The organism is Gaetbulibacter jejuensis, from assembly GCF_039524015.1.
GTDB classification, from domain to species: domain Bacteria; phylum Bacteroidota; class Bacteroidia; order Flavobacteriales; family Flavobacteriaceae; genus Gaetbulibacter_B; species Gaetbulibacter_B jejuensis.
In genome coordinates this window covers 241582-254388 of record NZ_BAAAGF010000005.1, presented here as the reverse complement: position 1 = coordinate 254388, position 12807 = coordinate 241582, and the positions used below count along the sequence as shown (strand labels likewise).

Sequence of the window (12807 nt, the reverse complement as noted above, 5' to 3'; positions counted from 1 at the left end):
AGTATCCCTTTGTATTTCTGGTATTTAGTTCGCATCATTCTTTTTATTTTAGAAGTGTTCATTAATACCGACTATTATAGTTTCAGTCCTAATTTGAGCATAAAGGCTAACAAGTATTTTACATAAGGCGTTATAACCACAGCTTTGGTGTTGTATGGTGTTAATTTGCTGCTGCTTTTATACTTACCCGCACATAACATGACTTGGGGTAGTTTTTGGTGTGAGGGTTGGAAACTGCTCTTTGCTTTTTTGTTGTACCTATTTTTACAAATAGTTCCTCTAAACAAAACAAGCAATGTGCTGTGTGCGGGTTAGCAGCCAAAAACTACATGAGCGTTGGGGAGCGGAACAAACCAAAAGACAGAGGATTGTTGCGATAGTAATAAACTGGGTTTTGGTTTGTGGGGAATTCTATTCTGTTTTAATAAGTCTTCTCCAAAGAAAAGGGAATGGTAAATCTCTATGGTGTAAACTAGATATTGATAAAATAAAATCGAAACCAGACTTAACAACAATAAAATCTTTTTCTGCTGAAAAGAGCTCTAACTCTTCTTGAATCTCTTTTTTATAGTCATCAATTGATTCGTAAAGCATTATGGAATGCTTCACCTTTCCCGATTTTAAACTGTAACCCTTATCTGAATAAATATCTTCAGTTTCTTTTTTTGGAAACCAAATTTGAAGATTAAGTTTATTATCAAATAACTCTAAAATATTATGTAAATCATTATAAGCTTCTTTAGAGTTTAGTATCACTGACCAATCTGCTAAAAATGCTAGCAGCATTGATGATTGTTCTCTTTGCTTTTTTGTGCCTAAATAATACTCAACCATGTTTTCATAATTAGTATTAAATAGAGGAAAAAAGTCTTTAAGAATTTTAGCGTCGTGAATGCCTACAATTATCATTCGTAACCATTTTTTACAATCTTCTTTGAAGCCAGATAAATAAAGAAATCTCATTGCTGGTTCAATATCTATTAAATGTTCATCATATAAAGGATAATGAGAAGGTGGATTAGCTTTTATAAAGGAAATAAGTGCTTGAGCTATAGTTATAACTGAATCTTCATATATTTTTGCTAAACTTTTGTCCTCAAGATTAAAATGGTATAGATAGTGTTTTATTTCTGTTAAACCAATACTTCCTAAAACACCTATTTCTTGCCACAGCGTTAGTCCATACTCAATTTGATTTTTTGAGTAACGTTGTATGCTATGTTCTACATAATAATGGTCATTTACTTTATTAAAGTAAGCTATTCCAATTTTCCGTCTTAATACATGAATATTATAAAACTCTATCTGAATATATTTCTTTTCAAAATGATTTTGGGTATTTAACCAATCAAATGATTTTAATATGGTTTTATCAGCTGCATATATAGCTGATTTAATGTAACCACTATCTTCAGCCCATTTAAATACAATATTTAAACAAATTTGTAATAACTTTAATCGTTTTAAAAGAGGTTTTTTTGTTTTAATTGGTTTGTCTAGTATTAGGTCTACTAGTTTGACAAAGTGGTTTAAATCATAGTCCTTAAGTTCTAAAAATGCTAATGTCTTTTTTAATAACAATCGCATTTCGGCATTAAAAAGTCTTTCTGACAACAAATTTTCAGAAACCATTTTAGAAATGTCATCAATACCCCAAAATAGGTACTCTAATTTTTTGGCCTTGTAAGTTTCAGTATATTGCCCCCAGCTTGTCTGCACAGTTTGTTCTAACTCACCATTTGTTGCTACTACTATTTTCTTGGGAAGTTTTTTTTGACTTCTCGTGAGTGATATATTAATATAAGTTTCTCTTATATCATTTAAAGATTGACGTACACTTGTAGGTCCAGTATCCCAAATTTGTCTGGTAATATTTCCTTGCTTTACTGTGATTAAAAATAATTTTTCCTTTCCATCTACATCTTTACCTATCGCAGCTATATCGACACCATATTGTCTCCCTTTTTGAGGTTTAGAAATGGGTGTTACCCCTTTACTAATTAAAACATCAATAAGTAAAGCATCAAGTTCACCATCTTCTTTAAGAAGTGCTATATACTCACTAGTTAGGAAGTTCATTTCTCTTCATATTTTGCCACATTATTCTTGATTTTATTTGACCTATTTCATCAATATATTGTAATCTTGCTACCTCAACACTACTTCTAAAGTTTTGCATTTCTCTCTCTTCAGTATACTGACCGTTGTATTTTGAAAAGAATGATTTGCCTGCCTTCAAACTAATCTTGGTTGCAAAATCTAAAAATGAGTTTCTCTTATTTTCTGTTGCATCCATAAGTTCTTGCATTTGCTTATTTTGCTGCTTTAAAAAATAAGTCATTCTCTTGTCGGAAGGCTCAAATTCATTTACCACTTCCAATTCGGTTACTTGTTTATAATATTGTTCCGACACTTCAATTATTTGATCTATTATTGAAGTTATTATTGGGTTAGCTATTTTTCTTTTTTCTTTTAAAATATCAGTAACAGAATAATAGTTAATTATTAAATATTTAGCGTAAAGTGTTGCTATATGATTTCTAATACGCTCATTATTAAAATGTACCTCTAAAATATTATAGAGCATTTCTGAAGCGTATTTACGGTCTAATATGTTCCCTACAATCATAAAGACAACATAAAGGGCATCCGTCTCGGTAAACTTTTCTAATTTATCTTTTGGAAGCCCAACAGCATTTATATGATTACTTAAATCGCTAATAACAAACTGTAAAGCATCTTTGTAAATACTTTTATCCGAATTTAACCATTCTAAAAAAAGACTTTCAATGGTATGAGGGTCTGATGCATACAATTCCTCAATTATCTCTTTTAAAACAGTTATTCCTTTAAGGTTCCGTTTATTATTTAAAATCCATAGATTAACAAATTCAGTAACTAACTCTGGCTGTTCTTTTATAGTATCTTTCAATCTAAAGTTGATTGTGTTGTAAATACCTATGTATTTTGAATCAGTATGTGTTAATAATTTTAAACAAGTTTTAAAATGTATTGGGTCTTCATCAAAATTAAATTCAGCATTGATTGATCTAGCTACCTCGCTTTGCACCTCTACTTTTTTGGTATTCAGTAACTGAACAACCATTTTTTTTGCATCATTTATACTGTTTAAATGTTTATTATAAAATCTAGTTATAATACCCAAATCCTCTATATTTCCTTTTTCAATGGTCTGAATAATATTCTGACTAACTTCATTTATGAATTTTAATTCTTCTTGCTTATTGCTAATAACCACTTGATATGCTGCATTAACTCCGCTATTTATTTTAGCTTCTTCCTCGCTTTTAATAAGTGTGAGGATTTTATCTTTATAGGTATATTTAGATTTACTCTGGGATAGCCCACCTAACAAAGAAGAAATGAAGTTTAGGTATTCATTATTATTTTTTTCTTCTATAAGCTCAATAATTTGAATAGCTTCTGATGGTTTTTCTACTGCAAGTTTTCTTAAACCCTGATATATTGCATATCCAGCCCCATCATTTTTAATCTTTTTGAAGATAATTGGTAGTGAATTGACAAAGTATTCTTTATCATTAATTTTTATATCCATACAAAATTCATGGAAGTCTTGCCAAAATTCAAAGTAATCCGGGTTCTCATTTAAGCGTTCTAAAAACGATTTATCACTTATACTCATATCGAACTCTTATTCTTCTTTAAACTTTAATAAACTTAAATTTATGATATTTACTTGTCGTGAAATAGCATCACGATTCTTTGTTTTCAGCTCATGATTAACTTCTGTCAATAACTCTTTGTCTGGAATGTTTAGTAAAAGTATTGGTTTTATCGGTTGATTTTTAAACTGTTCGAGTTCAATTAATCGGGTAATGTCTTTGACTAACTTTCCAAAATGCTTCCGTATTTTACTTTTTAATTTAGCCTTTGACGTATTGATTTTATACATTTTAGCTTCAACAATAAATATTGACTCTTCTGTTTTAAATAAGCAATCGATTTCTATGTTTTTTAAGAATGTTGGATTCAATTGATATTTAATTTTATGAGTATCTAATTTATTGCATAAGGCATTTAATAACAGACCGTCTTTTTCTCTAACTATGCTATAAATATCTTCATGTAATTCATAAGGAACAAAATAGGTTAGTTCTTTTGCACAAACTGGACACTTGAGGCTCTTTAATTTTTTGGGATTTAAACGTAACTGAAAAACGCCTCTATAAGTTAATGGATCGCAATGCGTACATTCCATAAAAGCATCATCAGCACTAGGTTCTAATATTTTGGCGTCATACAATTTGCCAAATAGCTCAACCCTTGAAGTAAAATTATCTTCGCTATTTAATGTATTTACAAGTATTTGATTTGTATTATATAAATTTTTATATGAGCTGTTTACATAGTATTCTTTGATAAATTTTATGCCTTCAAAAAACGTACTTATTGTTTTTTCATTGATTAACTCATTACCTTTTGAGGGAATTAACATTTTTTCAAAACTGGATTCTGCTTCCTTGAAACTATTTATATGCTTACCGATAAAGCCGTATTGTTGTAATAGTTTAATAATATTAGACTCACGCGAGTCTTCATTAATTAGAATTTTGACCACTTTCATAAAAAGCTTCCATCCTTTTTTTTCTACATCATTTGACAATTTATCTAAAGATTTTTTGAAACGACTATCAAAAAACTGCTCTAAAATTGGTTTGAAATATTCAATTTTTTCGCCTATTGAACTGTCTAAATCAATATTATATATTTCACTTCTTGACTTTACTGTTTCCATTACATCATCGTTACCTTCTTGGACATTAGAAATAATAATTCTATTCGTAGAAAAGGTAAATGTATTCTTACCTGTACCAAAAGTTTTTGTCTCCAGCAGTTCTTCTTTTGATAGTAGAAATAAATTTTGGCAAGATGGGTTATGCCAAAAATGATGATAAAATTTTTTCTTGATTTTAGACATTCTATTATGATGTAGGTTTAGTTTCTCGATGACTTGCCAAATATTTTGAATTTGGCCACCAAAGATTATTTTTAGGCAATCTTATTTTTTGATTATTAAAATTCCTAGTTGAATTTTTATCTAGATTTGTTATTTGCTTGAGTTTTGGATTAATAATTAAATTATAATCACTGTCTATTTTAATGTGTCCTTTGTCAAATAAACAATGATGATTTGCACATAAAAGCAAGCCATTACACACATCCATTTTTTGTCCAAGATTACATTTAGACCAAGGTATTATGTGTGCAGCTTGTAGAACGATGTCATAACTCAAACCACAAATTGCACATCTACTTTTATATGCCTTTAGTAGCGCCTTTCGGAATATGATTTGGGCCATTCCTCGTGCTTTTACTTTTTGATAGACCTCTTTAGATTTTTCTGGTTTCTCAAGAAGCGTAGTAATTAAATCCTCTTCGCTTTCTCCCTTCAATGCAAATCTAAAGGGATTTTGTAGTGATGACCAATTGTAATTATAGACTTCCTCTTTTCCCTGGTTAATATTGTCTCTATCCCAAGCTGTAAAACCTTTACCTGGCATTCCATTTTCATCACCTATAAGAATTGTAAGTGGTGGTAAGTTATTCTCCAAACAATAATCTTGAATAACCGCAAGTACAAACCTAACAACTCTATGGTGTATACCAATTTTATCACCGAGTTCCTTGTATCTAACAAAGTCTTTCTTTTCTGCAACTTTTATTAATACCTCCCATGCTTTTGCTGCTCGTTGATGTTGGTTTACTTTGCTCATTAAATTAATGATTAAATTCCATTGAGTAAAGTTTTGATTCTAATAAAGCTTTAGCAAAAGATGATTTTTCAACTGCCTTAATAACTGGTAGCTTTATAAATTCAATATCAGGATCAGTTAAACAAAAATCCTTATATAATTCTTTTTTTAGATTAATATCTAATCCTTTATATTTTGGTTTTGATATGAATTGCCAATAATGTTGATACCAAGATTGAGCTTTACCTTTTGAACGTTTTTTATAGCGGTCATCTATTTTAAAAATAACCTTCCAAGATTCTATTTCTTCATTTCTATTATCGTCTGTTGTGTATTCAAATGAGAAATCCAAGTCATCTTCTTTAACATTATCATTGTCATTATTCAATTGACATTCTACCTTAATACCGGTATGTGTTTCATCAAATGGGTAAAATATTTTTCGTTTACCATTGATTTTTAAAACATCTCTATTTCCTTTAACATTTGAGGAGTTACAATCTGTACAAATTGGCACCAAATTTCTAAAATTAACTGAAGAAAAAGGAAATTTATCTTTGGCTAAATAATGATCATAATCATCCTTTCTTTCTGTTTTAGATTTTGATGGCATTAAACCACATGTTGGACATTTAAATATTTTATTTGGAGATTTAAACTCTTCGAAGTGTTGTTGTAAACTACCATATTCATTCTTAACATTATCTCCACTTAATACTTGAACATATAGGTCATAAAACAATTTTTTGATTATGGCTTTTAATTTATCTGGAGTGTTATTTAGAAGCGTTGGGACTACCTCTCTGTTACATATTTTTTTAATATCATTACTCATTCTAATCTTTTCACAAAAATCAGTTCTATCTTTTTGCAACCAGGTTCTTAATTCATTATGAATTTTTTTTAATGGTTCTTCTAAAATATTCGGATGGTGTTTAACAATTTTATTATAAAAATCTTTATCAAAAAAAGAACTTGAATAAACTCCAGTTTCATTTTCAATCCTATCAAAAAATGCAATGACATTTTTGTGTAGCTTACTATGCGTTGTTTCAATAAACTTATAGGATTTAATCATTTTTCTTGTTTTTTATTTTTTCTTCTGCTAATATTAAATCCCTAAACAAAAATACCTTTTCTGGCGACTCTCCTAGCTTTCTCGCATCTTGTTTAGCTTTTTGAATATCTTCTAAAGATTCGAAATTTCTTCCTCTTATTTTATTTAATTCAGATAATGAATAATCGGGGATACTCTCTTTCTTATTAAATATTTCTTCAAGTACTATGTTAACAGATGTGCCAAAAGTGTTGAATTTCATATCCACTGCATTTAATGGTTTCTCTCCTTTTTCAAACACAATTACTTTGTCAGGAAAACAATCAGATATTATAAAAGGTGAATGAGATGTGATTAAAATATCCCTTAACAAGTTATTACTCTTACCTCTCTCTAAACTGTCTTTAAGAATACTAACAAATTTGGATCGCCAATCAGGATTGAAGTGTGTTTCGGGTTCATCTAAAAGTAAAAGAGCTGTCTTATCTTTAAGCATTAAACATATTCCAATAGTGTGTAAAAATTGATGTTCTCCATCAGATAAATTTTTTACCAGCATAGGTTTCTCAACATCCTTTTTCTTTATCAAAAAATTATTGAAATAAAAAGCCAATTCTTCTCCTTTTGGTCTTGGAAGCTTCTCTGAAACATACATACTGTCTGTCTCATAAATTTCATTTTTAATTTCATCTTCTACAAAATGTAGATTAAGCTCCGACAATGTTTGTAGCTCTTTAAAAAGGTGATAAGGGTTATCAAAATGTCTTTGAAAGGCTTTTGATGTTGAAGAGTTAACAAAATAATCTAAAATTAATTCATTTCCATTTTGATATGAACATGTTGAACAAGCAGTTAATTTATCTATTAAAGATGATTTCTTATCCTTTAGTTGAGATAATAAGAATTTTGGTTTTTTTCTAGAGCTTACAATTTTAGATTTAACCTCAAAATCTTTTATAACTATTCTGAAACTGTGAAGTTTTTCAATATTCAATTCCTTCTTAATAGAAAACAAAATATCATTATCATCATCTTGATTGTTCATTAAAAAATTAGCTAACAAAACTGCTTGACTCATACTATAATCTATATACACGAGGCTTGTTAATGGATTACCATCATAAACTTCATCATTCATTAATGACTGCATATAATTATCAAAATGTGCAAATTTAGTTTTATAAAAAGGTAAGCTCAATATTTCATTTTCACCAGAAGAGTAACCTATAATAATATCTGGCAAATATTGCTTTGCAACTGCATTCTTTTTGTTTATTCCCTCTCTTATTGGTATTGTACTTACTTTAATTATCTGTTTGTCTTCTTCAGATTTTCTATAAAACTCAACTGGTCTATTTTCAGGTTTAATTATTCGAATATTAATAGGTGAACTATTCGATTTTAAGAAAATTAAATATTCCAGATCGAAACCAAATGGAAAATCTTTTTTTTCAAATGAATCTTTAAATTTATCTGGAAGATATTTTGAAAATGAGCATTCCAAATAGAAGAAAATTAGAGATAATGCCTCAAGTACATTGGACTTACCACTACCATTCAAGCCCGCAAAGCAATATGGATGAAACTCATTAAGTTTACTAATCTCTAAATCGCGTTCATTTCTAAATATGAGCTCAAAATCTTTAGGAAGACTTCTAAATTTAGAGTATAATTTAAATCTAACTAACTTCATTATTATTTAATTTATAAAGCTTATTATATTCTAATTTGACATTGCTTTTATCTAAAACTTGAACAATCCCTTTTTTAAAATCCATATTTTCTAAATTTCTTTCTTCTGTCCGTTCAAGTACCTGAAACAATCTATCTTTTAAAATATCATATTGAGTTGTTGTTTCAATTTCATTTGCATTTTTTATTTCCTCCAGAAGCCTCTCTAACTCAAATTCATCATTTAATAAAATATCTATTTCATCTTCTTTTTTATCTATTTGATTAAACGTTTGGTATAGTAATGATTGAAATAGCTCTTGAAGGAGAGATAGAGACTTTCGATAATTGCTTAATTGATTTTGAAATAAATCAAATTTTTCAACAAACTTTAGCTGTTCTGATATTTTAGGGTATAGTACTTCTGTTTCTTTAATTTTGGTTAGATTAAGGTTTTTTTGTTTCGCGCCTTCTCTTCTATTTAAAAAAAAGTCTCTCCCAAAAATTATGTTGTAATAAATAAAAATTGGTACACAAACTTTTTCATTTAATTTAGCAAAAGCTACGGCCTGGTTACATGAACAATCAACTGTAGTAATGCTAGCTTTCAATGCAGCGGTATCATACATCCCTAACAACAGACTGCCTTTATCTATTTTTTGAGCGCTAGTTTTTTCAATAGCCTCATCCGTAATATGCTCTTTGCTATCATAGATATATGTATGATTTAACTCGCCTGAAGAAAACCAAGGTATATCACCTTTAAAATATTTTTCTTCAGATCGAGGAGGAGTTCCACCACTTTTCCATTCTCCAAAAAAGGATAAAGGTTTCTTTCCTATTCCTTTGTTATCTATAATTGGATCACCAAACATTTCAAGAAAAACTGATTTGAAATATTCTTCTAATAATTCTATAGTTTTTAATCTGTTATTAATTGAATTTTGAACTTGATTAAGTAAATCGGCTTTTTTTCTTTGTACCTCATAAGATGGTAGCGAAATAACTATCTTTTCTAGCGTTCGCTTGTTAAGTGATTTCCCTTTGGCAGCATCATGAGCTAGTTTGCTAACATCAGTACTTTTTAATAAATAGAATAGATAATCAATATTTACATTGACATTCTTTTTTGGTAAGAAAGCTGCTATTGCTTCATTAGTATAAATTGAGTTTTTAGTAATAGCTACCTTTCCAATACTCAATTTAAAGCTATAAAGTAATGTTCCTGGAGGAACTATTTTAATATTTGTGTCTGATATGGCAGCATTAGTTATACTTTCTTTTGATTTAGCTATGTATTTACCTTCTTCTAAATTATTCAAATCTTTTATAGATAACCACTGACTTCCATCACCCCAGTAATACTTATTTGACCTGCTAGGTGTTTTGCCAATTTGAATCTCAAAAATATCAGTGAGTTTATATTTTTTCATAATCCAAATTGTTTAGGCTTTTAATAATCTCGTCTTCCAAAACAACGAGTTCTTCAATAATATCCTTTGGCAAGCGGTACTCTTCAGCCTCGTATTCAAATTTTTTATATTTATTAAAATTAATTTCAAACTTATTACTCTCTATTTCATTAAATGGAATTGAAAAATGTTGTAATTTTCTATTGCTTTGATTCCTTTTGAATCTGTTTCTCCAATTATTAATGGTTTTAGGTAATGGGTTTTCTTTCAATTTTTTTCGATTAGTATCTAAAGAATACCCATCAGATTTCATTTCATAAAACCAAACATGAGTATCCTGAAACACATCGCTTCTTAATTTTCTTTTTTCAAAAATTAATATAGACGTTTTTACTCCTGTATATGGTTGAAAAACACCACCAGGCAGTGAAATTACACCCTGCAAATCACAATCTTGCATCAACATCTTTCTAGTTTTAACATGGTATGATGATGAATTAAACAAAAGTCCTTCAGGAACAATTACACATGCTCTACCTCCAACTTCTAACATATAAATCATTCTTTCTAAAAATAGAAGTTCTGATTGCACCGTTTTTTGTCTACCTTTCTTCTGTGTTTTCTTATTCTCTGTAATTGGATATATCCTATCTAAATTATCTGATACAGTTTCACTGTTAATTTTTCCAGTAAATGGCGGGTTTGCTAGTATATACTTGTACTTTTCTGACGAACTATCGTCATTATTTTTAGAACTCTTATCCGCTTCAGATGTCTTAAGAATTTTTACACTACCTTTAATTATAACCTCATTATGAATATTATCAATGTTTTGTTCTTGTTCAAATTTTTCATACCTAGTGGATAGAGTATCCAAATGTGTTATGTTAGGATGGGTAATACCATGCATCATCATATTCATCATTCCTATTCTTACCATTGTTTGGTCTACATCAAATCCGTAAAAAATGTTTTTCTTTAAATCATTTTTCTGGTTATTACTTAAGTTTGTACCATCAATTCCTTTTTCAAGACCATTTTCGTCTTTTACTTTTTTCTTTGAGTATTTCGTTATTATGTATTGATAAGCACCAACTAAAAATCCAGCTGAACCACAGGCTAAATCACAAATTTTACCGTCTGTATCTGGATCTAATATTTCTGCCATCATTTGAATGATGTGACGAGGCGTTCTAAATTGTCCATTTTTACCTGCTTCACTTGTATGCCTTAAAAGATACTCATAGACATCACCCTGTATATCCTGAAAATATTGGTTGTTATTTTTTTCTTGTTTTTCAATTTCTTTATAAATTGAATCAATAAATTCAATTGCATCCTTTAATAAAGAGGGTGTATTAATTAAAAACACCGAGTCTTTCATGGCTTTCGCAAAAGGTTCATCCTTTTCAGCCAATTCATGTTTGATATATTCAAACACTTTATCTTTAACTTGAGTGACAAGTTTCTCCCCCTCATATTCGTGATAAGTAGACCATTTGAATTCTTTTTTAGTTTTAGGATTAAAGACCTCTAATCTTTTCATAAAAAGCAGATACGAAATTTGTTCTATAGCTGTAATAGGGTTAGCAAGACCTCCAGCCCATAGTCTATCCCATAAATTCTGTACCTTATTTTTTATTTCGGTTGTTAACATTTTAATTAGTTTGTTAGTTTCGTAAATTCTTTTTTAATTTCATTTCTCACCTTTTCAGGGATCTCCAAATCTTTGGTAATAGCATCCCAACTATCTATTACAGTTTGCACTTCTTTGATAATTCCTTTAGGATTTTTAATTGCATAAGTCTCTGCAATTGTCATTATATCCTCTAAAGATATATCTGCTCTTTTATCGTTTATAGACAGCGCTCTAGAAATATTATTGTAATTGAAATTAATATTTAACGGATATGTTAAATCATAGGCTGGTGCCAAACCCCAAGCATTGGTTTCTTTATCGTATATAAAGCTGTGGTTCTTTAAGTGATCATCGATGTTCGCAAAAACCAGATTAAACACCATCCGCTTGAACAATTCTTGAATATCCTTGTAGGGTACTTTAATATCTAAAGCTAATTTGAATACGTTTTCATAACTAGCATTGTCTGGTTTTTTGAAATCCCATCCTGTTAAACCAGTCGCTGTTAGAACATGTTGTTTTTCACCATTTTGCCTATCGTAACGAAGGGTTGCAAAGTGTTTGTTTTCAATTAATTTTGAAGGCATCATTTGGATTCCTGCCTCTTGAGCCATTAGATAGTAGGCGTATTCCACCTTTTCTTTGTTATAGCCCCATTCTTCATTCATACTTAATTTGACCAAATAATGGCTATAGTCTTCACTATATTCAATATCTCCAGGAATAATTTTGCCTGTCTTTTTATGTTCAGAGATTAAAATTTTAGGACGTGCGCCTCCTGCAGAGGTACCTATTTTGAATATATTTAACAGTGCTGCATCGTTCAATTCTTCTGCTGCCGTTTCATTTTTTAAATCCAACACTTTATTCAATACTTCAACAATTTCATCAATATTAATTGTTGATGATTTTGGTATTTCAGCCGTTGGATGGTATTCTATAGCACCCATACCACGATTGGACACATAGGTTAATTGCTCAAGTGGGGTTATTTTTTTGAATTCTTTATTTTTGGTCTCAAACCATTCCTTAAAGATAATGTTACCAAACATATCAGGTAAAGAATCGGCAATCATTGGTGGTAAGCCCCTAAATGTTTCTCCTTCAAACTTTTTAAATACCTGTATTGGTTTTATTCGCTTAAATATATAGGGAAATATATTCGTGTATTGGTTCGATTCTAAAAAGTCTGGGTTGTATTGAAAATAGGACGCTCTTTTGTCTATATCATAGCCCAGTTTTCCTATCTCTTGACCAAATATTATGACTTCTATTATATTATTTTTAGACATA

General features: G+C 29.6%; 9 protein-coding genes. All 9 read right to left on the bottom strand.

The window, feature by feature from the left end:
- Window positions 1–411 precede the first annotated feature (411 nt).
- From ABD011_RS15105 to ABD011_RS15065, 9 genes are read right to left on the bottom strand one after another with little or no spacing between them, the layout of a single operon-like run.
- Complete coding sequence (locus tag ABD011_RS15105; RefSeq protein ID WP_343799615.1) at window positions 412–2079, bottom strand: hypothetical protein; 1668 nt, start codon at window positions 2077–2079, stop codon at window positions 412–414.
- Window positions 2063–3664, bottom strand: coding sequence for a hypothetical protein (locus ABD011_RS15100; protein ID WP_343799613.1), 1602 nt, complete (start codon window positions 3662–3664; stop codon window positions 2063–2065). The genes ABD011_RS15105 and ABD011_RS15100 overlap by 17 nt, the downstream gene beginning before the upstream one ends.
- A gap of 9 nt (window positions 3665–3673) precedes the next feature.
- Window positions 3674–4960 carry a hypothetical protein gene (locus tag ABD011_RS15095; protein WP_343799611.1) on the bottom strand — a complete coding sequence of 429 codons (1287 nt, stop codon included), beginning with the start codon at window positions 4958–4960 and terminating at the stop codon, window positions 3674–3676.
- A 4-nt stretch (window positions 4961–4964) separates the two neighbouring features.
- Window positions 4965–5756 carry an HNH endonuclease gene (locus ABD011_RS15090; protein ID WP_343799609.1) on the bottom strand — a complete coding sequence of 264 codons (792 nt, stop codon included), beginning with the start codon at window positions 5754–5756 and terminating at the stop codon, window positions 4965–4967.
- A gap of 4 nt (window positions 5757–5760) precedes the next feature.
- Complete coding sequence (locus tag ABD011_RS15085; RefSeq protein ID WP_343799607.1) at window positions 5761–6813, bottom strand: hypothetical protein; 1053 nt, start codon at window positions 6811–6813, stop codon at window positions 5761–5763.
- The gene (locus ABD011_RS15080; protein WP_343799604.1) at window positions 6806–8485 is read right to left on the bottom strand and encodes a restriction system-associated AAA family ATPase; all 1680 of its coding nucleotides are present in this window, start codon (window positions 8483–8485) and stop codon (window positions 6806–6808) included. The genes ABD011_RS15085 and ABD011_RS15080 overlap by 8 nt, the downstream gene beginning before the upstream one ends.
- Window positions 8472–9896, bottom strand: coding sequence for a restriction endonuclease subunit S (locus ABD011_RS15075; protein WP_343799602.1), 1425 nt, complete (start codon window positions 9894–9896; stop codon window positions 8472–8474). The genes ABD011_RS15080 and ABD011_RS15075 overlap by 14 nt, the downstream gene beginning before the upstream one ends.
- Window positions 9883–11532: a class I SAM-dependent DNA methyltransferase gene (locus ABD011_RS15070; RefSeq protein ID WP_343799600.1), complete on the bottom strand. Its 1650-nt coding sequence runs from the start codon at window positions 11530–11532 to the stop codon at window positions 9883–9885. The genes ABD011_RS15075 and ABD011_RS15070 overlap by 14 nt, the downstream gene beginning before the upstream one ends.
- 5 nt (window positions 11533–11537) lie before the next feature.
- Entirely contained in the window at window positions 11538–12806 is a 1269-nt protein-coding gene (locus ABD011_RS15065; RefSeq protein ID WP_343799599.1) for a type II toxin-antitoxin system HipA family toxin, read from the bottom strand.
- Window position 12807 lies beyond the last annotated feature (1 nt).

Excerpts from the sequence above, each read along its gene's own strand:
- ABD011_RS15105 (WP_343799615.1), bottom strand. The coding sequence starts at position 2,079 with ATGAACTTCCTAACTAGTGAGTATATAGCACTTCTTAAAGAAGATGGT.
- ABD011_RS15100 (WP_343799613.1), bottom strand. The coding sequence starts at position 3,664 with ATGAGTATAAGTGATAAATCGTTTTTAGAACGCTTAAATGAGAACCCG.
- ABD011_RS15095 (WP_343799611.1), bottom strand. The coding sequence starts at position 4,960 with ATGTCTAAAATCAAGAAAAAATTTTATCATCATTTTTGGCATAACCCA.
- ABD011_RS15090 (WP_343799609.1), bottom strand. The coding sequence starts at position 5,756 with ATGAGCAAAGTAAACCAACATCAACGAGCAGCAAAAGCATGGGAGGTA.
- ABD011_RS15085 (WP_343799607.1), bottom strand. The coding sequence starts at position 6,813 with ATGATTAAATCCTATAAGTTTATTGAAACAACGCATAGTAAGCTACAC.
- ABD011_RS15080 (WP_343799604.1), bottom strand. The coding sequence starts at position 8,485 with ATGAAGTTAGTTAGATTTAAATTATACTCTAAATTTAGAAGTCTTCCT.
- ABD011_RS15075 (WP_343799602.1), bottom strand. The coding sequence starts at position 9,896 with ATGAAAAAATATAAACTCACTGATATTTTTGAGATTCAAATTGGCAAA.
- ABD011_RS15070 (WP_343799600.1), bottom strand. The coding sequence starts at position 11,532 with ATGTTAACAACCGAAATAAAAAATAAGGTACAGAATTTATGGGATAGA.
- ABD011_RS15065 (WP_343799599.1), bottom strand. The coding sequence starts at position 12,806 with ATGTCTAAAAATAATATAATAGAAGTCATAATATTTGGTCAAGAGATA.